At 31.0% G+C, this 22195-nt stretch carries 25 protein-coding genes; 1 reads left to right on the forward strand and 24 read right to left on the reverse strand.

Annotation, left to right across the window (positions count from 1 at the left end):
- Positions 1-208 precede the first annotated feature (208 nt).
- From KDE13_RS09215 to KDE13_RS09315, 22 genes are all read right to left on the reverse strand, one after another.
- Positions 209-802, reverse strand: coding sequence for a hypothetical protein (locus tag KDE13_RS09215; RefSeq protein WP_212143670.1), 594 nt, complete (start codon positions 800-802; stop codon positions 209-211).
- 4 nt (positions 803-806) lie between these two features.
- A complete protein-coding gene (locus KDE13_RS09220) occupies positions 807-1463 on the reverse strand; it encodes an AAA family ATPase (protein ID WP_212143671.1) in 657 nt (218 codons plus the stop codon).
- A 55-nt stretch (positions 1464-1518) separates the two neighbouring features.
- The gene (locus KDE13_RS09225; protein ID WP_212143672.1) at positions 1519-1902 is read right to left on the reverse strand and encodes a hypothetical protein; all 384 of its coding nucleotides are present in this window, start codon (positions 1900-1902) and stop codon (positions 1519-1521) included.
- Between the two features lie 313 nt (positions 1903-2215).
- Positions 2216-2593: a DUF4097 family beta strand repeat-containing protein gene (locus tag KDE13_RS09230; protein ID WP_212143673.1), complete on the reverse strand. Its 378-nt coding sequence runs from the start codon at positions 2591-2593 to the stop codon at positions 2216-2218.
- Between the two features lie 251 nt (positions 2594-2844).
- Positions 2845-3315: a single-stranded DNA-binding protein gene (ssb, locus tag KDE13_RS09235; RefSeq protein ID WP_212143674.1), complete on the reverse strand. Its 471-nt coding sequence runs from the start codon at positions 3313-3315 to the stop codon at positions 2845-2847.
- 100 nt (positions 3316-3415) lie between these two features.
- Positions 3416-3679, reverse strand: coding sequence for a hypothetical protein (locus KDE13_RS09240; protein WP_212143675.1), 264 nt, complete (start codon positions 3677-3679; stop codon positions 3416-3418).
- 39 nt (positions 3680-3718) lie between these two features.
- Positions 3719-5674, reverse strand: a complete 1956-nt coding sequence (locus KDE13_RS09245) for a type IA DNA topoisomerase (RefSeq protein WP_212143676.1) — start codon at positions 5672-5674, stop codon at positions 3719-3721.
- A 15-nt stretch (positions 5675-5689) separates the two neighbouring features.
- Positions 5690-6424, reverse strand: coding sequence for a TrbM/KikA/MpfK family conjugal transfer protein (locus tag KDE13_RS09250; RefSeq protein WP_212143677.1), 735 nt, complete (start codon positions 6422-6424; stop codon positions 5690-5692).
- 46 nt (positions 6425-6470) lie between these two features.
- Entirely contained in the window at positions 6471-7694 is a 1224-nt protein-coding gene (locus KDE13_RS09255) for a type IV secretion system protein (RefSeq protein WP_212143678.1), read from the reverse strand.
- A complete protein-coding gene (locus KDE13_RS09260) occupies positions 7694-7831 on the reverse strand; it encodes a hypothetical protein (protein ID WP_212143679.1) in 138 nt (45 codons plus the stop codon). The genes KDE13_RS09255 and KDE13_RS09260 overlap by 1 nt, the downstream gene beginning before the upstream one ends.
- A gap of 201 nt (positions 7832-8032) precedes the next feature.
- Positions 8033-8863, reverse strand: a complete 831-nt coding sequence (locus KDE13_RS09265) for an ArdC-like ssDNA-binding domain-containing protein (RefSeq protein ID WP_212143680.1) — start codon at positions 8861-8863, stop codon at positions 8033-8035.
- A 48-nt stretch (positions 8864-8911) separates the two neighbouring features.
- Positions 8912-9106, reverse strand: coding sequence for a hypothetical protein (locus KDE13_RS09270; protein ID WP_212143681.1), 195 nt, complete (start codon positions 9104-9106; stop codon positions 8912-8914).
- Between the two features lie 125 nt (positions 9107-9231).
- Entirely contained in the window at positions 9232-11091 is a 1860-nt protein-coding gene (locus tag KDE13_RS09275; RefSeq protein WP_212143682.1) for a type IV secretory system conjugative DNA transfer family protein, read from the reverse strand.
- Positions 11091-11516 carry a plasmid mobilization relaxosome protein MobC gene (locus KDE13_RS09280; RefSeq protein WP_212143683.1) on the reverse strand — a complete coding sequence of 142 codons (426 nt, stop codon included), beginning with the start codon at positions 11514-11516 and terminating at the stop codon, positions 11091-11093. The genes KDE13_RS09275 and KDE13_RS09280 overlap by 1 nt, the downstream gene beginning before the upstream one ends.
- Entirely contained in the window at positions 11513-12466 is a 954-nt protein-coding gene (locus KDE13_RS09285) for an ATPase, T2SS/T4P/T4SS family (RefSeq protein ID WP_212143684.1), read from the reverse strand. The genes KDE13_RS09280 and KDE13_RS09285 overlap by 4 nt, the downstream gene beginning before the upstream one ends.
- Before the next feature lie 4 nt (positions 12467-12470).
- Complete coding sequence (locus tag KDE13_RS09290) at positions 12471-12704, reverse strand: hypothetical protein (protein WP_212143685.1); 234 nt, start codon at positions 12702-12704, stop codon at positions 12471-12473.
- 2 nt (positions 12705-12706) lie between these two features.
- Complete coding sequence (locus KDE13_RS09295; RefSeq protein WP_212143686.1) at positions 12707-13915, reverse strand: DNA type IV secretion system protein ComB10; 1209 nt, start codon at positions 13913-13915, stop codon at positions 12707-12709.
- Between the two features lies 1 nt (position 13916).
- Positions 13917-15113 (reverse strand): TrbG/VirB9 family P-type conjugative transfer protein, encoded by a 1197-nt coding sequence (locus tag KDE13_RS09300; RefSeq protein ID WP_212143687.1) that lies wholly within the window; start codon positions 15111-15113, stop codon positions 13917-13919.
- Entirely contained in the window at positions 15110-15766 is a 657-nt protein-coding gene (locus KDE13_RS09305; protein ID WP_212143688.1) for a VirB8 family type IV secretion system protein, read from the reverse strand. The genes KDE13_RS09300 and KDE13_RS09305 overlap by 4 nt, the downstream gene beginning before the upstream one ends.
- A 4-nt stretch (positions 15767-15770) precedes the next feature.
- A complete protein-coding gene (locus tag KDE13_RS09720) occupies positions 15771-15893 on the reverse strand; it encodes a hypothetical protein (RefSeq protein WP_267873719.1) in 123 nt (40 codons plus the stop codon).
- A 10-nt stretch (positions 15894-15903) separates the two neighbouring features.
- Positions 15904-18312 (reverse strand): VirB4 family type IV secretion/conjugal transfer ATPase, encoded by a 2409-nt coding sequence (locus KDE13_RS09310; RefSeq protein ID WP_212143689.1) that lies wholly within the window; start codon positions 18310-18312, stop codon positions 15904-15906.
- Between the two features lie 265 nt (positions 18313-18577).
- The gene (locus KDE13_RS09315) at positions 18578-18883 is read right to left on the reverse strand and encodes a hypothetical protein (protein WP_212143690.1); all 306 of its coding nucleotides are present in this window, start codon (positions 18881-18883) and stop codon (positions 18578-18580) included.
- A gap of 595 nt (positions 18884-19478) precedes the next feature.
- Here KDE13_RS09315 and KDE13_RS09320 point away from each other — a divergent pair.
- Positions 19479-21071, forward strand: a complete 1593-nt coding sequence (locus KDE13_RS09320; protein ID WP_212143691.1) for a relaxase/mobilization nuclease domain-containing protein — start codon at positions 19479-19481, stop codon at positions 21069-21071.
- 2 nt (positions 21072-21073) lie between these two features.
- Here KDE13_RS09320 and KDE13_RS09325 read toward each other — a convergent pair whose 3' ends face one another.
- A complete protein-coding gene (locus tag KDE13_RS09325; RefSeq protein WP_212143692.1) occupies positions 21074-21352 on the reverse strand; it encodes an addiction module antidote protein in 279 nt (92 codons plus the stop codon).
- Positions 21349-21642 carry a type II toxin-antitoxin system RelE/ParE family toxin gene (locus tag KDE13_RS09330; RefSeq protein ID WP_212143693.1) on the reverse strand — a complete coding sequence of 98 codons (294 nt, stop codon included), beginning with the start codon at positions 21640-21642 and terminating at the stop codon, positions 21349-21351. The genes KDE13_RS09325 and KDE13_RS09330 overlap by 4 nt, the downstream gene beginning before the upstream one ends.
- Positions 21643-22195: the final 553 nt, after the last annotated feature.

Raw genomic sequence — 22195 nt, forward strand, 5'->3', positions numbered from 1 at the left:
TTGGGGCGTTGCGGGGTGTCCCCGCTTGAAGCGAAGCGTTAGAGCATAGACTTTGGCTATGCGACTGCGATTAAAACATTGACTTAATCGCCTAGATATAGTAGAGATTTTGCGGAAGTAAATTTGTATAAAATATCGATAAAATCGATTTCGTATAGACTTTTTTAAAACTAAAATAATGCTTAAAATTTTAAAAAAGAGCTAAAAACTAGCCCTTAATTTTAATAGAGATATATCCTTTTAGGTCAAGACCAAATTCATTAGCCTCTTTATTTAAACGTAAAATATCGTCTGTACTTAATACCTTATCTAGCTCATCATAAGCAATAAATTTAATTTCACTATACTTATATACACTAAGGTGCAAATCTCGTGCTAACTTTTCTATGATTGCTTTTTCATCGCTTGAAACATAAACGACCTTATTTATCACACGATTTTGTGGCAGTAAATTTGGTGTAACATTGTCAATAATACCAAGTTTCAATCCAACAAACTCGCCCATTGTAATATTTTGTTGGCGTGATTTATTGTAAATATAAACAATGTCTGCATTGCTAAAATAATCAAGTTCTCCAAGCAAACAAAGCTTTAAAAAGGAATTTAAGCTATAAACCCCTTTTACGCGTTTTTTAAATGTTACTATTAATTCATTTGTTATTTGAGTGCCAATCGCACTATCAAGGTATTTTTGGCGATTATGCTTACGCTTTGGTTCGTTTAAAATGCTTTCACTCTTAGTATCAGCACCAGCTATAAAATCATCAATTACGTCGTTATTTTTAGCTTTTTTTAATGCCATTTTTTTATCCTTTTATATTTAGTATTTCATTACATAAATTTTCTATTTCTTGCTTTGATTTGTCATTGTCGTCAAATTCAACTACTCCTAATCCCATTTCTACGGCTAGTTTATATCTTTCTCTATCAAATATTGCAGTATCTGCAATGCTAATATAATTGCAATCCATTATTAAATCGGCAATATATTCCTTTAAATTATCTATTTTTTTGGATAAAAAAGGGTTGGTAGAAGCCTTGTTTATAACAATCACAGCTTTTAGTTTTTTATTGGCAACTTTTGCCATTTTTATGATTTTAACCATATCGTCAAGCACTGATACATCAAATTGACTACGGACGACTGGAATAATGGCAATATCGCTATAAGCAATGGCTATACGCATATCATCGCTATCTTTGCCACCAGTATCAATAATGCAAATATCGTTGCCATTGAAATTTTCTACAAATTCTCTTAGCTCATCTCCGCGTCTATAAACATAGTCAAAGATTTTTGAGTGTCCCTCATCGGCTCTTATTTGTAAGAAAGTATTAATTGATTTTTGGCGGTCAGTGTCAATAACTAGAATTTGTTTAGTTTTAGACATACATACAGCTAAATTTGTAGCTAATGTTGATTTACCACTACCGCCTTTTTCGTTGCATATAGATATAATCATTTTATTCCTTTCTTTTCATTTTATTTATCTTTTTTTGTTTTTTATATGTATTTATTTAGTCCTTAAAAGCACCAGTTAGATTAATTGGGTTAATGCTACAATTTTCACTATATAAGCAGTCGATATTATATACAATAAAATCGTTTTTATTTTTTGCCACAAACACAACAAAGTTTTTCTCACGTTTTACGTTGTCCATAACTTTTTGCATAGCAAAAGACTTAGCTCCGTCCTTAAAATTTAAACTCTCAATAGATTTATAACTATAAATACCATAGTTAGGGTGTTTTTGTTTAATTTTTGCCATTGCTTCTGCTGGGACTTCATAGTCAAGTGCTATAAAATCATTTTTGGAATTTCCAAATTTTGAGCTTTCATCGCCACAACCGATAAAAACAAGTGTAGCCAACAACAAAGAGCCTAAAATTCTTTTTTTCATATATAACTCCTTTAAAGGTTTAATTTGTAATGATATTTTATTAAATATATACTTAAAATACAATTAAAACAGATATTTATAACATAAAAACATATATAATACTAAAATATAAAAACAATATTTTTATAAAATAAAAAATTATTATTTGTGATAGCTTCGTGTTTTTAATGCATAGGTAGATTTTAGGAGCGTGCGAGTTACGAAAAAACACGCTCCATTAACAAAAAAAGATGAGAGCAAGAAAGGTTAGCTCTCCAAGTGTGGATTTTATGTAAATTTTTGTTAAAAATGGCTTATGCGTTAATTTTAGCCTTTAGCTTTTTATGATATTTCCAGTTTTGGTAAAGCAATCTCCGTCAATCTCATTAGCCTCTATATTGCCATTTATTGTTTCTACATTGCCTTTTATATTGCCATTTTTAACAACTACATTTCCATTTTTAGTAACCACATTTCCATTACAATTGCCATTTACTCTTATGTTGCCATTGTTTGAGTTAAAATCGCCAACATTACCATTGATTTCTATTTTAATATCACTACTAAGCGAATTCACAGTATTATTAAAACCATTTATACAAATATTATTATTGCCAATAGCAATAGAATTTTTACTGCTTCTAGTCTCAATACTCACATTTTCGTTATCCTTTAGTTCCATAACCAACTTGCCATTTACAAAAATTTCCATATTAACTCCCTTTTTGTTACTTCTTTATAAAGAAGTGCATTTGAATCATAGTATATAAAAACACTATAAAAATGGCATATACTAAAAATGATATAAAATACTTAAATAAATCAGCTTTTATAAATTCATCTATAATGTTTGGCAGATTTAAAAAATAGCATATGCCAGCAATTGATAAACCTACAATATGTATAATAAATAACAATGAAACAAATGTCGTTTTTGGTGTTTTAAACATACTATTTATAAGCTTAGTTGCTCTCATTTACTTGCTCATTTTGATTGCTGTCAAATATATTATTTTGTTCGTTAGTTTCTATATGTTGTTTGTCTAGTTGTTCGTTAATAAGTTGTGGTGGCTCTTGCTCTTGCTGTGGCTCTTTTTCGTTGCTCTCTTGCTTTTTACTATCAAGCATTACCATCTTTTCGACAACTATGCTGTGCTTACTTCTGCTTTGCCCGTTATTATCTGTCCATTGGTCAAATTTTAATCTGCCGTCTATAAAAATTTTTGAGCCTTTTTGCAAATATTGATTTGCAATTTCGGCTGTTTTACCCATAAAGGCAATATCTATAAAGCAAGTTTCCTCTCTTTTCTCGCCATTTATGCTGTATTTATGCGTTGAAGCTATTGCTGTGTTGCCAATAGTCATACCTGATGACGTATATCTAAGTTCGATATTCCTTGTTAAATTTCCGATCACGGATACGTAAGTATGCATTTTATCTCCTTTGTTAATTTTTATTTATCATTTCGTTAATAAAATCAGCACAAATTTTCCAGTTTTCTACGATATCAATTGGTAGAGATATGTTTAAATTTTAAGCTAAATTCACCGCCAACTCTAGTCTTTTCTTACTTGGTAGGCTTACTTTATTATCTGCTAATTCTCCTAAGCTGTCATAAATAGCTTGTCTATATGCCTCACTTTTCTTATTAGATTTCTTTAGTTTTTCCAAGAGTAATGGCATAAAATCTTGATTATACTTTTTTGATGAGTGAAGTATGCTTTTTGCAGCCAAAATAGCTGTTTTGTAATCATTTATATCTGATGTTTTAGCATACTTATCTTTTCTTTTAATCAACTCTGATAATTTTTTTGCCTCGTTCTATAGTCAAGCATTTTATTTGCCTTTTGTATACTTTGTTATAAATTTAGAGCAGATACCACTATCTTTTTCAATATTTTTTGGTAATTCTGTATTGTTATCTTTTGCTAATTTCTTGGCAAAAGATAACTGCTTGTCCGTTGGTGGTGTTACCACTTTGTCTTTATTTTTCTCTATAAAGTTGCTACAAATTTTCCAGTCTGCTTCAATGCCACTTGGTAATGCTATGCTTAAAGCTTTTGCTATGCTTTTTGCCCATTCAAGCTGTTTCTCGCTTGGTGGTTTTGTTTCGCCATTGCTTAGTTTTTTAAAGCCCATTTTCTCGTGAAGTGGGCGAATAAAATCAAGATAAGCTACTTTGCCACTACTTATTTCATCTAGCACATTTTCCATTTGCTTTGTAAATTCGCTTTGTGTAATCCAGTCGTCGTTGTTCTCTTTTATGGTCTGTATGAAATTTATACCCTTGCTTGTAGCTATGATGTTATTGTTTTTACCTTTGGTTTCAATTTTTACATAATCTCTTTCAAGTAGCTTTGGTAAAAATGTAGCGTATGTGCTTGGTCGCCCAATCCCTTCTTTTTCTAAAAGGGAGATAAAGTTACTCTCTTTGTAGTGCTGTGGTGGTTGTTTTTTAACTTCTTGTAGCTCAAAGCCTATTATATAAAGCTCATCGCCTTGTTTTAAATTTAAGGCTATCTCCTGTGCTTCTTTATCTTTTTCATCGTCATCATCATTTGTAACTACAATGGCATTTTTAAAGCCTTTGTAAATACATTTGCTAGTCTTTGCTTTAAAGCTAAGTGTTTTTATATCGATGTCATATGTAGTGTTTTCATTAATTGCATTCTTAGCTTGGCTTTGGATAGAGTTTAGATAGATTAACTCATAAAGCTCTTTTTCATCACTACTTAACTTTTCTTTATCAGCAATAGCCTGTATATCAGCATATCCGTGAATATGCGAGATACGCACGGCTTCGTGAGCCTCTGCTTGGCTTTGGCTACCTGCTTTATACTCCCTTTTTTCATACCACTCTTCATTGCCAAATTTAGCACCAACTTCATCTATAAATTCATTTGATAGGCTATTACTGTCGGTTCTATGATATGTGATTAAACCTTTCTCAAATAACTTTTGAGCTAAGCTCATTGTCTTATCACTTGAAAAGCCCAATCTTTTATTAGCTATCTCTTGAAGTTGTGAGGTTCTAAATGGTGGCTTTGGCTTTATTTGTGCCTCTTTGGTATCGATTTGATAAACTTTTGCGTTAGAGCCATTTAAATCTGAAATTTTAGCATTTGCTTCATCTTTGCTTACAAAGATATTATCGTTTAAAGCATTAAATTCTATGCCGTCTTTTGTTTTTAGCTTGGCTTTTATTTTATAATCAATCTTTGCATTTGCCTTGTTTTCATAAAAGGCTTTAATCTCTAGCTCTCTTGCAACGATTAATGCAAGTGCTGGAGTTTGAACTCTACCAACGCTATTATTTTTATCATTTAATTTGTTGATATAAGTTGGCGACATTATAAAGCCCACTAGTTTATCGCCTACCGCTCTTGCTTTAAAGCTATCAAACTCTTTTAAATTTGAACTTGCAAATGGCAGGGCATTGGCTAATCCTTTTTTGATACCACTTTCGGTTATCTCGTGAAATTCTGCTCTTTTTACACTTTTTGCTACGTTTTTAATGGTTTCATATACCATATAGCCAATACCATAACCTTCGCGATCAGGGTCTGTTGCGATTATGACGTCTTTGCCTTTACAATCATTAAACATTGCATTTATTCGGCTTTTGCTTTCATTTTTAAATTCAAATACTGGCTCATAGCTTTGATAATTGACTACTATCTCATTTGTAAGCTCTTTAAAGTGTCCTTTTGTGGCATAAACTTTTGCACCGGTGATATGCTCTATTTTATCGCACTTGTTTGGGCTTTCGATGATGATGATTGTGTTCGTCATTTGATTAATCCTTTGCTACTCTGTTTCTACCCAGCATTTTTTATTAATTGCGATTTTTTCAAAGAATAAAAATTGTGGTGTTTTTTGACGACATTGTTTTTGCTTATAAGAATACTCATAATTATCGCATTCTTTATATGCTGGATTGTTTTGCTTTAAACTAATATTGCTGGGCAGAAGTTTAAAATCGGCTTCATTGATTTGTTTTAGCTTATAACCTCTTTGCCAGTCAGTAACAAAAAAATATTCGCCATTGCAAGTATATTTGACTCTTTGGTTGTCTATGCCGTATGTATGTTTTTCTAAATCTATGCAATATTGTGGCTTTTTAGGAGTTATCCTAATTGTTCGTTCATAAACTGGATAAGAGTAACCTTCGTTATCTAGTTTATGACTTACGGTAGCTTTGCTCTTTTGTGTTATTCTATTTAGAGTATTAGCGTCGCAACCACTACTGACATTTGATAGTGTATCGATAAGACTTTCGTAGTTATTGTCAATTTTTGCCGTTTCATCGGTAGGACAAAGTTTTAAGAAATTCTTTCTTTTTTTAATAGTTTCGTGGGCTTTTTTGGCCTTAATTGAAAAGTATCGCCTTAATGCTGGAGCACACTCGCTAGGGCGTGTTCCGCTACTTAAACACAAAATAGCCTCACACGCCAATTTCATATCGCCAGTTAGTTCGCCATTAGCCATTAATGTATTAGATAGGATAACTAATCCTGAAATAGGGATAATGATTTTTTTCATTTTTACTCCTTTGATTTTTTGTTAAATTTGTTATTTATGACATAGTTTAAGGCACAGCAAAACCGCCTTTAAAAGTTTTAAATGTTTTTCCTGCGATACCTCCAATATTTTCAGTTTGATTAGCAATCCCACCTAACATAGCTTCACTTGCTTTTTGCAAAGTTCTACCGCCAGGTGTTGCATTAATTGAACCTTGCAAACCACCACTTATTGCACTTCCTATTGATTTTGCAAAATTCCTAAATCCACCTCCAGCTACTCTACTTATACTATAAGCCAACCCAGCACCTAATGCACCACCTATACCTACTGCTCCAGCTGTTTTTGCCATATCACTACCAGCACTAGTTCCCATAGCTCCGCCACTAGCACCAACTATTTGTTGTATCCAGTCTGGAATTTGTTTTAATAAATATATACAAAGCGTACATATTAAAATTGGTGCAAAAAAAGCACTAAATTGATTGTTTAAAATTTGCTCTACCTTATTTTCATTTAATAAACCAGTTAGATTATTTATTGGCGTTACCGCTAATGATAGGACAATAAGACCCAGTGGTGCATATAGTGTGTAACTAATAAATAGTTTTAGCCACGAAAAAAAGTATTGTTTTAGTGTGCTAATTGTTAAGAATGGTAGAACAATAGCACAACCACATAGTAGCAGTGAAGCCATAAAGGTAGAAACAAATATGATAGCTGTTACACCAAAAACAGCTATCATAAATACTAAATAATACACCCCATACCAAAACAACATAAATGGTGCTTTAAAATAGGCAAGCCATTCAGTTCCAAGAGTAGCCTCGTTTTTTAGTATCGCAATTGTTTTATCCCACAACATACTGCCTAGAGTTGAAATTTTATTTATTGCACTTGTTACCATACCTGCAAATCCATCAGCACTATTTGTATCAAATATTACCGATACTCCTCCACGAACCCATTGGGCTGGTATCATTAGCCAACTTATAAAGCTTTCATAAACACTATACGAACCAAAAATAGCCATAACAAAACATACCATAAATAGCCATTTTCCAGCATTAAATATCTCCCCCCTTGTTGGGTAGCCATTTTTTAGGATATTTAACAACCAAAACATTATAACCATCATTACAATTGTATAAGATACATTATTATGTAGCATTTCTGACACACTTTTATAAATGCCCTCGAGTAATTTTGTAATAATATCGTTGGTAATACCTATTAAGTCGTTAAGCCATTTGTCGTCTTTTATTACTGCCATATCTTTACTATCAGCCATTATCTTTTTAACTCCATTGTATTATTTGTAATTATTTTTAAAGATTTCTTATTGCCTTGTGGTAAAATTTCTATTTTTTTGTGATTTATTATTATTTTTCCACCTTGATAAATTTCTTGTGTTTGTTCCTCTATCATATAAATTTCATTCTCATCATATATGTCATCAATGTTTTGTTTTGTATCTTTTTTGTCTAATTTTAGATTAGTTTTATTTTTATCATTACCAAATAAAAAGTTTATAAATCCGTCTAAAATTTTAAATCCTTTAAAAAGAGAGTAAGCTATTTTAAGCTAACTCTCAGTTTTTATAATCTACTCATTGTTGCGAAAGCCGATTTAACGCTCATTGCCCTTGTTTAAATCCTGCGTATAAACTCTTTGTTGGTTAAACTGCCTGTGTTGAATTTTTTCATAATCAATCCCTTTGTTTTGAGAATTTATAAAATTATTCAAATCGTTGGTAGTATTTGCTCCCATTCCAAGCCCATTAAGCTTAGGTCTAACGTCATAGGATTTGTCTTTATTAGCCTCTCTTTTTGCATTTAGATTAGTAAGGTCTCTTTCTTTTAGCTTACTTCTATCAAGGTCATCAAATTGAGAAGTGTGATAAAGGGTTAAAGTTTCAAGTTTTGGCTCTTTTAGATATACTTTTTCCATAGCTGGTTGTTGTTTTTCAACTCCGTATTTATCTTTTATTGTTTTATAGAGTTGTTTTCCATTACTATCAAGCTTTGGTTGATATTCGTATTCTTTGTAAAATGCTATCTTTGCACCTTTTGGATACTTGACGTTTCCTTGTTCGTCTATCTCTTTTTTTAGAGTTGCACCCATTAAATTTGCTTGTTTCATTGATAGAAATTCTGCATTTTCATAGCCATTCATCGTTACTGCCGAGCGTAAAATAATAGAGCTAATGCCTTGATATGGTTTGCCATTTGAAGCGTCAAATGGCATAGTTTCATCAATTTGCTTTGCTGACATATCTTTTAACCAGTCTGCATTTTTAGTTTTCATTGCACCCGCTATCATTATTTTTGCGTATTCGTTAATAGAAGTTTGTCTTTCAGCATTGCTTCTATCCTCCCACGCCTTATAACTAGGCTCTTGCTGTGCTGGTTGCACTTGCTCTACTGCTTGTTCTTGTATTTTTGCTTTAGCTTTTGCCATAATATTTCCTTTGTGTAGTCATCAAAATAAGTGTGTAGTCATAAATTTCTACTTTATTTGGACATTTTCAAAGTCATCGACCATTTCAGTTTCAAGACTAAAAATTTTATATGCTTTAACCTCGTCATCACTCAAATTCGATAGACTTATTTCGCCGTCCTCCATTAGCTCGTATTCTTGTGCGAGCAACTTTCTTTCCTCTGCTAGTTTTGCTTCATAGGCTAACTTTTCAGTATTTGTCATTGCAACTCCTTATGAGTAGATTTATGGACCTAGTGGTTTTGACTAAGCCCTATCTAAAATCTTGATAAAGAACATAGATAGGGCTTAAATTTATTAATTTAGACATAGCCCATTTTTCCCTTTAATCAAGTTATTGTAATTCCCATTTTTTCTAGGTCGCTTTTTTTATTTTCTTGTATATTTGTTTCTACATTGTCGATATTTTCACTTGGTTTTGTTTCATTTTCATCATTGTTGGTATTATGAATTACTGAAATTTTGTCTGCTCCCTTAAATTTGTCAATTTTAAACCAGTAAGGCACTTTGGCTTTAATTGGCATTTTATAAAAACCTTTGACTAGAATTAAAACATCGCTACTATCTTGATTTTTTAAATCTTGTGCTGTTACGAGTTTTTTACCCTCTTTTGATTTACTAATATTTGATTTAAATAAATCCAAATTGCCCTGTGATTTTGAAATTTTGATATTTGTGTAGTCGCCTATAAGTTTGCTTGTGTCCTCTGCGTCCTTGTCGCTATTCATATTAAAAATTATCTGATAACCGCTGTTATTTTTTAAGATATTCTTTTTGCCATCTCCATAATATTCGGCAACTTGCTCGTAGCTTTGTGTTACATAAACTGGTAGCATTCCATAACTACGACATAATGCTGGTGCCTCAAGCACAAAAGGCATAGTGCCAAATCTAACAAATTCATCTCCAAACCAATAAATAAATTTATTAGGGTCAGAGCATTCTGCTCCACTCATTATCTTTTTAAATAATGTTTCATTAAAAATTCTTATAAGTGGTGCAAGTATTTCAATGTCCTCAGTTTGAACTACTACATACATAGTTATGCGTTTTTCTCTTAAATCCTCAAATTTAAAACTCATTTTGCTTGTAGCATTCGCCACTTGAGGATTTGAGAAAAGCTTCATAAAGGTATCGTATGTTGATTTTATGCTTGCAAATTCGTTTTCGGCTGCCTTTGAGTAAGCTCTTGCTTGATTTCTAGTGCTTTCGTCAAGACTCTCATCAAAACTGGTTTGCTTTAGCCAAATTTTAAAAGTATCAGCATTGTAGTCTCTTTTGGTTGGTATCAATTCGCCAGTATGCTCGTCCTCACTTTCCTCCGTCATAGCCTCTTTTACAAATTCATCATTAAGATAGTCAAAATAATCAGCTTTTGGTGCTTGTGCTAGTTGGGAAAATGTGCAATGTTTATCTTTTTGCATAAAATACTCAGCAAAAAACACAAACATTGTCTTTGCAGAAACTATCCAGTGGTCATTTTCTTTCCCTTTCTCGCCAACAAATATAGTAGAAGCAATTTGTTCGGCCAACTTTTTAATATGTAAAAATTCTAAGTCTTTAACTAGGCTATTATCAAAAGGATTAAAAAATAGTGTATTGTCCCAGCTAAAAGGGGAAAATAATTGTATCTCATTACCTAGATATTTTTGACGATAACCAGCTGTTTTTGCATATAATTCGCCTTTAATATCTGTAACTACTGCAGAATTTGACACTAAAAGCAAATTAGGGATAATCATACCAGCCGTCTTTCCAGACCCTGGTGGTGCAACAACCAAAGTAGAAAGTGGCTGTGTTGCTCTAATAAACTGTGATTTTCCGTTTTTAAAAAATGCACCTAAAACTAAACCTGTTTCGTGATTAATACTCATCTTTTTAAAATCACTAGGTCTTGCAAATCTTGCTGAACCATAATCATCATTTTCTTTAAATTTAGGCATTAAAAACCAAACCAAGCACACCAAAAATGGTGCAATTAGTGCAAATACAGCCACATAAGCTTTAAATTTAAGCATAGGACTACCGAGATTTTGTAAAATTTGAAGTCCTACAATATGTATATTAAAAATACTGGGTCTAAAAATTACCCATATCATTAAAAAGTATAAGATAGCCCCCATTATAAGTGAAGTAGTAAATATAATTAGCCATTTAAGTGGCGTGATATTATTTGTGTTGTCACTCATTACCATTCCTTTTTTTCTTTTGTTATTGTTAGTTTTCTTGTTTGGTTTGTTGTTAGTTTTATCATTTCATTTTCTGAACGTTTTTTAAAATCGTTTATAAAATTTGTAAAATCCCTAAAAGCTTTTAAAAAATCGCTCTTTGCTTCATCGTCTTTGGTTACGTCAATATTTAGATGATATGCTATTTGATTTAAGTTTATACCGCATTTTGTAAGCTCGTATAAGAGGTCAATATTTAGTTTATTGTTGAGTTCTATTTGTTCTATAATGTGTAAAAATTTTGTGCAAGTAATAAGTTTTCTAATAACAGCCGATTTGCTTTCATTTCGCTCTTTACAAATTTGCATAAGGCGTTCTAAATCATCAGTTGCTAAAAATATGTTATATCTTTGTTTTTTACTTTTTTTGTAATCAGTTGCACTCATATTGCTAACCTTTGCAAATCTTGCTCTTTTACATTCAGTATGTCTGTTATTACTCTTTGATTGGTGTGGTAATCTCTTTGTATTTGAATAATGTAGTCGATTGCTGTAACGATTAAGCTTTCAAGCATAGTGTCATCTGCATTTGATAGCCCACCACCTAGTATGACGTTTGTCTTTATTGCTTTTATGGCGTCCTTTGGATTATTTGCGTGAAGTGTGCTTAAATTTCCAGCGTGTCCTGTATTATTTACACGTAAAAATGAAAAAGTATTTCTTATGTCAATCTCTCCCAAAAACAACCTATCAGGACGAAGTCTCATTGCGTTATCAATTGCGACTTGATAACTATAAATTTCAGTAGCTATTTTTGGCACTGCAAGTTGTGTTTTATTTTTATTATCTACTTGTAATTCTTGGCTATCCTCAATTGTTACAATACGCTCATTAGCGTCTATTTCGCCCATTAGTGAGTTTAAAAAGCTAGTTTTTCCGCTTCCAGTTCCGCCACTTAAAAGGACATTTTTTCTATCGTGAATAAGGCTTTTAATCTTGTCATAAGTCCAGCCGTCATTTATAACTTTCTCGCTTAGAACAAAATTTTCTAGTGGATAACGCTCTTTACTTGGTATTCTTATACATATTGAAATTTGCGAGTTAAATAGTGATGAGCTATGTTGTGCTTGCACCCTATAACGTAAAAATGGAGCTGGTAGCTCGCAACTTAGATGACAATGCTTTTCGTCAAATTGTTGATGACGACTAGTGGCTAATTCTACTAAAAAATCATTTAGCAATCTTAAATCAAGACTTTCATCATCTATGTATTCCCAGTGGTTCCCATAATCGACACAAATCTTTTTTGGCTCATTAAAGCAAAGTTCATTTGCTTTAAGTTCCAAATATGGTTTTAAGTGAGCCAAAATATTTTTTAAATAAGTGCTGACGCTCATTTTGCTACTTTATATTTTCATCTTTCGTAATATTACTAAGGGCATTATGCTCTTTTATTAGGATATCAAGTTTTTCACGCTCCTTTTGAGCTGTGCTTTCGGCTTTTTCTGTTTTTTTCATTTGTGCTGTAAGCCTAGAGTAAATTTTGTCTTTTGCTTTTCTAAGCTCCATTTCATTTTTAATTTCATCTTTTAAAGTTTGACGACTTTGTGTAAATTCTTGATTGTTAAATTCCATTTTTACTCCTCTATAAAATATTTCATTAAAACTTCGCCATTTTTCGGCTTTGCAAACCACATATGGTTTGTTGGCACTAAAAATATACGACTTCCACTTTTGATTTCAATTGTTGGCTTAATTTGGCTTTGTTGCTGTATTATGTCTTGAACCACCGAACTTACATCGCTTCTAGCATTTGAGTAAATTTCACTTACATATTGATTATTTGTATTATTACCATTATTTATTTTTGAAACAATGCCTAAAAGCAATGCGTTTGTGATAGTTGATATTGAGTAAGCTATACCATATCTTTCCCAGTATTTATTGTTTATTGCTCCAACTGCTCCATTCATACCCATATTATCAGCCACGATTGCCTCTGTTAGCATTATATTTATGCCTTGTGGCGTAATAATTTCTCGCCATTTAATTTCTAGCCTCTCGTGTCCTATTTTGGTATTATTTGTATAAAATCCTATGGCTTTTGAGCCACGTGGGATCAGCACAGCTCGGCCCATTGTGGCGTAAATATCTTGTTCTATTTGGGCTGTTACTATTCCGCTTAAATCAGAGCTTATAGCTGTTGTTAAAATAGCTGGTATCATTCTACCAGCTCTAATTGTGCGGTATAATCTATGTTCGTTTGTGCTTATATCAACTGGCTTTTGATTTGAAAAGCTATCAACACCAAAATTATTATTTTGTCTCATTTCTTTTATGGCATTGTTTCTTTCGCCTAAAAGTTCATCTTTTAAAAGACGTTTAATCTTACGTTCGTAGGCAGTTTGGGTATCTTGTCTTATTTCTTGTTTTAAATTTTGATTTTGTTCTTTTAATTGTGTTTTTAGTTCATTTGCACGACGATTTCTTTCTTGTGCCTCTTGAAATTCTTGGTCTTTTTGGTCTGATATTTTTGTTGTATTATTAGATTGCTGTTTTTCCAACTCCTCTAATTTTTGCAGAGCCTTTGTTAGCTCATCATTTTGAATTTTTGGCTCTCTAAACCCTGCTTTATATATATAGCCATCAACTGGGAATTTAGAATTTTCAAAAAGATGATTTAAGTTTGCTTCATTGTGCAAATTTCTTACTTTTTCATCTGCTCTTTTTTGCTCACTAGCATTTATTTCGCCTTTTTCGTTAGTTTTAGCAAAAATACTCTCATTGGCAAAAGTAGGACAAAATAGCAAAGAGGCTGTTATAACTGAAAATGTCAATTTTCTCATTTTATTTCCCCCTTTTTGCTTCTTTTGCACGCTCTTTTAGCACTTGTTTGTTAGTATTTAGTCTTTTACGCTCCTCTTTACGCTCACGTTCCTGTATGGTTTCTTTGCGTTCTACACATACATAACTATCGCCACTCTTGATAGTAAATTTTGGATTTATTGTTTCAGCTATAATGTAGTCGCCTATCACTCTTGTTTCTACTGGACTATCTTGCTTATCAATAACTGCAAATATTGTAGGAATTTGTGGCATTTCGTCTTTTGCATATTTAAAATATGTAAATTTCTTATCGCTAAAAATTTCAGCCGATAGTAACCACTCATTTTCTTTTTTGGCTTTTTGAACATATCCGCTATAAATATCACTTTTTAAAATTTTAAGTTCTGCTATGCCGTCTTTTATAGTAAGATATTTTTCATCTATGGCTTTTTGCTTTTCTTGCTTTGCCTTTATAGCTTCATCATCTTTTATGTAAATTATAAAATTTGGGTCATTTGTATTTTTATAATCAGTTGAAAAAATATAAAAAGTATGTAGTTTTCCGTCATTTGTAAAAATAGTAAGGCTAGTATCAATACCAATTAGGTGTGGCTTAACAACTATTGCATTTGGTTTATTTTCTAACTCTTGCACACTAAATCCGCTTGTGTCGCCTAAAACATAGCTATCGATAGGACTATCAAAAATCAATGTTGTCGCCATTGCGTGACGTGTGCGAATTTTATGCGTTTTGTTTGGAGTATATTTAATGGTCTGTGTGTTCTCATATCCCCTATATTTTTTTGCAAAAAATCTATTTTGTAAAGCGTTTAAATTTTGATTGCGTATGGCTCTACGCATTAGCTCTAATTCCTCCTTGCTTAGCTCCTCTCTTTGCTCCATATTGTCTATTTCTAACTCTTTATTTTTATAAGCCTTAGCCCCATTATCTTGCAATTCGTTATTTACCCTTTTAGAGCCAATACCCAATGGGTCTATCTTTATATTTGTGTTAGCATAATCATTTGCATTTGCTGGATTTTGAGTATTAAAAATATTTTCTCCCATTGAGTTACCCTGTTGCTCATCTACTAGCTGTTGGGTCTGTTGTATTATTGCTCTCACTTCGTTCATTTGACTATCACTTAGTCCGGTTTGAGTTTGATTTGCAGACATAAAAAGGGGTATAGATAATATTGCTAGTTTTAAATTTTTCATTTTTTATTCTCATCTTTTTCTAAAATTTCGCTAATAGCGTATTTTGTAACTATAAATCCAGTAGGATTATTAAGTTGCTCTTTTTGTGAATTTAATGGCGAATTAAAATCAAATTCTATGGCTGCCCTATATTTCTTATAGGTCAAGTCATTTCTTGATTGAGTGCCAGTTTCGGCTTGAAAGTCAATAGTGGCAACATTTTGGGATAGCACAGCAATATTGATAATATCAATCTTTCGAAGCAAATTATTTGTAGTATATATTGAGCCACTTTGAGAAACTAAAGCTTGAAAACCCTCCCATACACTTTTCTTGCTTTGCGTTCTTACGATATTGTATCTTTCAATATCATCGATACGATTTATGGTTTCTCTATTCTTAACATAGCCAGCAAGTATGCTCTTAAGCAAACCCTCCTCTTTTCTTATATCTATACCGCCCTCACTAATTCTCACAAAATTTGTATCAGAATTTGAGAAAGTTAGCAAATAAGGTTTTGTTTCCTTTAGTGGCATAAGTAATATAAGAGTTATTACCAATCCTATAATAGTCAGAAACAAAACTATTATAGTGTAGAGCATATATGCCTTAATGTTTCTCTCTGTTTTAAATATGAAATTTGGGTCTATCTTTTTTTCGTTAGCTATTGCCATTGTTTTATCCTACTTTTAGTATGTCATAGCAAGCACAAGGACTAACTTTTTCGATAGCACTTGGTTTATTAGCACAACCGCTTAAAATAGCCGTAAGCATTAGTGATATAATCATAATTTTTTTCATTTTACTTCCTTTAATAGTTTAAATACATATTTCGCCATTGTGTTGGGTGTTCAGCTTTAAGTCTTTTCATTAGCATTACATTATCAGAGCTTGATGAAAAGATACGCAAATGATTATTTAGCCTTGATAAGTCAAGGTCTAAATAACAGCTTTTACCATTTAGTCTTTGCTTAAGCAATACCTGACGTGAATTTTGAGGTGTTGTTCGTAAAAAGTTTGCCTCTGTTTCAGTTAGTCCAATTGAGTATGTAAGCTCCTGTATTGTTTGTTCTGAATTTGTTGGATAGATAATATAATTTGCTATATTGTCCAAAAAAGATGAGCCTCTTTGCATATTTTCAAATAAGCTCATTGATTGAAAACCCATAACCATAACTCCACCTATTTTACGAACTTCCAAAATTGCTTCTAGTATCTTTTCACTCATAGTTTCGTCATTAAGATAGTCTTTTAATTCATCTATAAAGCATAAAAATCCGCGTTTAGTTGTATTGTTCTTTGCTTGATTTTTAAGTTTGTGGAAAATATACATAGCTGTTAAACCAGCAATTTTTGGGTCATTTAAAATGCCGTCCATATTCAGAATTGAAAGTTGCTTTGTAAAATTAAGGGCGTCGTTTTCGTTATCAAAAATACTATCTTTATAATTTTCAAACCTTAACTTTAAATTTGTATTATCGTTTGCTGGTAGGCTTTGTATAAAGTCTTTTAACGTCATTATATTACCATCATTAAGTGGGCTATAAATACGCTCTATTGTTTTTGAAATTTCACTTATAGCTTCGTGTTCGCTATCATCTACTTTTGCCATAAAAGCCAACCACGACTTTAAAAAAGCTTTGTTATCGTTTGTATTTGGCAGACTAAACGGATTTAGTTCAAATTTATTCTCGCCGTCACTATCGTGATATTCGCCGTCAGTGTAAGTAGCGAAGTTATACATACCGCGAAGCTTATCCATTGAAAAAATATCAATGTTGTATTTGTAGCAGTTTAGCATTAAAAATTGAGCTATTGTAGTCTTACCAGCACCAGTGCCACCAATAATCATTGTGTGGCCACTGGGGCGATCCCCATTCTCTTGCCAGTGAAAGTTAAACAAAAATGGTGTTTGATTTATATGTTTAAAGCTAGTAACTGCCTCATCTCCCCAGTCGTTTTTATTAAATCCAGTTTCCTCATTTTCAAATGTCACTATGGTTGATAAATTAGAGACTTTAAGTGGCTTTTTACGAGCATTAAGATTACCACGACTTGGAAAAAAACTAAAATAAAGTGGTTTTTGATTTATGGTTTCACGAACTATGTTTAACCCTTGATTTTCAAGAATTGCTTTAATATCATTTGTTTTTGTCTCAAGCTCATCAAGGCTAGGTGCTAATAGATAAACCGAATAAGCCATTTCCACTAAATTTTCTCTATCAGCCTTAATTTGTTCTATTAGCTCATAAAGCTCATCTTTAATGGCGTCTATTTTAAATGTAGCTATCTCTTTTATTCTTTTTATTGCTTTTTCTTTTTCAAATGGTCTTAAGTGAATAAATACCATAAATTCATTGTTGTTACGTATTAGGTCAGTAGTCATCATTGACTTAATACCCTCTGTTTCATAGGCTTTTATACTAATAAATCTAGCGTATGCAGTGCTTCCGTCGTTGCGATGAAACTCAATATAATCTTTTTTAAATTCTACGTCAGAACTAATGTAGCAATCGCTTATTAGTTCGTATGTGTATTTTAAATTTGTATCTTGTGCATTTGAATATGTGGCATAGAAATTTAAAATTTCATCGCCACTCATTTGACGTGGATTAAATGTATTTAATTTATTTTTTATCTCAATAATTAAATCTTTTAATTGTGAAATTTTGTTATTAAAGGTAAAACTCTCTCCATTTTTATTTTCTTGTTCGGTTGTAGCTTTTGATTTAAATCCCTCTAAAAAACCAGTGATATTTTTTGTAGTAGTTGATATGAAAAGATAGTATGAAATTTTAAAAATATTTTGTGCTGTCGTCCATTTTTGTATAACTTCATTTGCATAAATATTTTTGCATTCCAATCTTTGTTTTAAACTATCAGCAATCTTTTTTTTCTGTATAACTATATTTAACTCAAAGTCGCTTTTTAAAGCAGTAAAAAATGCAATTCTATTTTGTAGATAACTTATTTCATTATCCAAACTAAGTCCAGCATAGCTCGTTCCTGCCAACTCTATGCCTATTGTTAAATTTCCGTCTTTTGTAACTAAAAAATCGCTACCATATTTACAAGCGATATTATTTTCTTTTGCCATTGTAAAAATTTCAGGTTGTATTGTATTAAAAATATTATCAACACCCTTATTTATACTATTGAGCGTATAGTCTTGGTTTGACTTATTTTTTTGTTTTTTCAAATATGTAAAAATACTACTCATATTTTCATCTTACGCATAATATTTATTTGTTGGAATTTTCATCTTTGCATTTATGATTTCGTATATATCCTCATCAAATAACTCTAGTATAAAAAAGAGAATATAACATACAGACACCACTATTAGTGCATATAGCAAAAGAAAAAACCAAGCTATAAAACCTATGATTATGATTGCAAACCAGCTAGTTGTTGATAAACCTTTAATTTTTGTTCTTTTAGTCAAATCCATAAAACAGCTAGTTGTAATCATAATCACGCCTTTTTTACATCATTGAAGCTGATAAGCCATAGACAATACCTATGATTACTATCGCACCAAATATTAGTTTTGAGTGTTGTTTTATTTGCTCTATTGCAAAAAATGCCATTATTAGCATTATTACAATCCATAAAACACCAAACACGATTGAAATTGTATTAACAATACTTGCAACACTTTTACCAGCCTCCTCTATTTGAGTATTGGCAGCGTCGGCAATTTTTGAAGCGATATTGCCACCACTTGCACCCAATAAATAGATAGGAGAAAAACAGACAAGAAAATAGATTTTCTTTAAAAGTCGTAACATTTTTTTCCTTTGTTCTTAAGATAGTTTGGCAATCATACATTATTTTAAAATTTAAAAAAAGTAGAGATTTCGCGGAGGTATATTTTATAAAATAGCGTTTATTTCGTTATTGCAAGTAATTTTTAAATATAAAATATTTCTTAAATTAAAATTTTTGTTTAAAAACATTTTTAAAATAATTCAATAAATAGCAGTTTTTTAAAATGCTTGTTCCGCAAAATCTCTACTATAAAATTTCTTTTATATTTTTTAGAATTTTCAAAATATGATTATTTTTTATAAATATTTTTGAGTGTTACTAATAAATACTTTTTTTGCTAAATATCTTTTAAATTTACAAATATTATTTTTTAAAATTTTTCAACACAGATGAAAAATTGTCTATCAAAAATCAAAAACTTTTTTGATTTTATTTTGAAATTTGTCAAAATTTCAAAATCTTTTGGAAAATACCGATTTTATCGGTATTTTATGCTAAAAACTACACACCAAAAGGGTTATCCTGCATATTTACACGATTTCATTTTTTTATTACAATATTTCTATTATTTTTTTACAAATATTTTTAAAGATTGCAAGGTAAATTTTTATGTCGATGAGTTTATTTGATTGGGGTGAGCATAACGAAAAATACGAAAAAATTAAAAAACTTCGTAAAGCTAACGTGCAAAGCTCACGTCAACAATCAATTACACAAACTAAAATTTTCAAAGGTTTTAGTTCATTTAATTTTTTTAAAAATATGGCAAATCCAAAACCAGCTGTCGTAAAAATGTTAAGCAATCTTGGCAAAAAGGGAGTAAAAAATGCATTGAGTTATATTATAAAAAATTCTGAAAATGATTTTGCATTTGATGAAAATGGTAATAAAGTAAGTGCAGATGAAATTTTAAAAGATTGGAGCAAAGATTTTTCAAATAATGAAAATGCGAAAGAGGCTTGGCATTTGGCTTTTTGTATAAAAGAAAACGCTCAAAGCCCAAAAGCAATCAGTGTTTTAAAAGAGAGTGTCAAAGAGGTTATGAACCAAAATTTTTACGGACATAAATACGCTTTTGTAATTCACACTCATCAAAACAACCCACACATTCACGTTGTAATAAATAAAAGAAATTTACTAACAAAAAAGAAAATTCACTTTAAACAAAAGGGAGAGATAAAAGATTTTTTTAATGACGTTAGAGATAATTTTTCATATTCACTTGGTATTAGAGGATTTAACTACTCAAACAGAAATTCACTTCAAAAAGATTTATCAAAAGAATTTAACAAAATCAAGCAAAAAGAGATTTTAAACGATGCAAATACTAAAGATAAAATTAATGAAATTTATTTACAAGGTAAGCAAAATTTACAAAACAAATCACAAGTAATTGAGAAAAAGCAGTCATCTTTAAGGCAAGAGTATGAAGCATTAAAAGCAAAAAGAAACGATTTATTAGTATTACTTAATCAATATATCAAAAAACAAAACAAACGTCGTTTTAAAATAGCCAAGCAAATCAAAGAGATAAATTCAAAACTTGCTCAAAAGGAAAAGGAGTTATTAAAAAACTACGATGAAAAAGGCAAAATTTTATATCAAATAAATAAAATAAACGATGATTATTTAAAGCATTTTAAAGAACAAATCGACACGTTAAATATGCAAAAGAATTTTATTTATGCTTTTAAAAAACGATATCCAAATTTTAAGGGTGCAAGTAAAACAGATATTGCAAACTACGAAAAAATTTCAAGAGCCATTAAAAATAACTCTACTAAGCTTGATGAAAATGTAAAATTTTATACTGAAAGCAATTTAATTTACTCAAAAATGTTTAATAAAGATATAAATTTATTTAAATTAAAAGAGCAGTATCAAGCATTAAATGACAATATTTATATCTTACGTCACTCAAATATAAATTTACAAAATCAAGATGAGATTATAAAAACGCTTGAAAAAAATAAGGAATTTATTAGAGGTATTGGCGAGAATAGGTTTAAGGATATTGAGTTAAGACTATCAAAAAACAAAAATACAATAGATAAAAATTCATTTATTTATAAAGAATACGTCAAAGGTATTGAATTTTTAGAAAAACAAAATATTCTTATCAAAAATAATACAAATCAGACAATTGGCGTTGGCTATTCTCAAAACAAAATGCACGAAAATAGCCACAACAATGGACGCGGATATTAAATTTATACGCAAGTAAGTTTAATATCAAGTGCATTCATAACTTTTAAAATACTCTCAAATCGTGGCTTAGCTTCTGGACGAAACATTTTATAAAAGCTTTCGCGATTTAGATTTGCTTTTTTAGCGATAACTTCCACTCCTTTACTTTTAGCCAAATAAAATATCGCCCGTCTTAATTCATCTGTATCGCCGTCAGCTAATACTTGCGTAAGATATTCTTTACGTAATTCATCGTTTGTAAGGTAATCCTCTACCCTAAATTCTGTAAAATTTTCTTTCATAAGTAATCCTTTAAAATTTCTTTTGCCTTGCTTATATCTCTATCTTGCGTATCTTTATCGCCACCACACAATAATATTATAAGCTCTCCATTTTTTGCTGTAAAATAAAGCCTGTAACCTTTGCTAACAAATATCCTTAGCTCAAAAATTTCACCTTCAATATGCTTATAATCGCCTATATGGTTTTGGTTGCGTATCTTATCAATACGACGGATTATAGCGGTTTTTGCAATAGTATCATTTAATTTGCTAAGCCATTTATCAAAACTTAAACTTTTTACTACTTTCATAATTTGATTTTATCCTTTTGTAGCTAAAAGGCTACTTAAATTTTACTATCCTTTAATGGCTCTAACTTGCCATTTTTGATTAAAAAATCAACCTCGCTCTCTTTGCCATTTTCGTCTGTTATTGTAAGCCCTTTAAACATTGCCTTATCCTTAAAAATCAAATTTTGAAACAAAAAGTTTTAACTCTTCTAAATTTGAAAGCATAAAACCTAAAACAACACCTACGCACAAAATAAACGTGCAACTTATAACATAAACCAACATCTTATACCCTTTCTTTTTTGGTTTTTATCTTTTTTTGTTAAAAGTATTATACAAAAAGAATACTTAATTTACAATTAAATAACATAATATATAAAATATAAAAACAATAAAATAAATAAAAAAACATAATAATTTTAAAAACTTTTTTAAGTAAAAAAGAGCTATCTTTTCTCCCTTTTTTGGGGCGTTGCGGGGTGTCCCCGCTTGAAGCGAAGCGTTAGAGCATAGACTTTGGCTATGCGACTGCGATTAAAACATTGACTTAATCGCCTAGATATAGTAGAGATTT

Source organism: Campylobacter anatolicus (assembly GCF_018145655.1).
GTDB lineage: Bacteria > Campylobacterota > Campylobacteria > Campylobacterales > Campylobacteraceae > Campylobacter_A > Campylobacter_A anatolicus.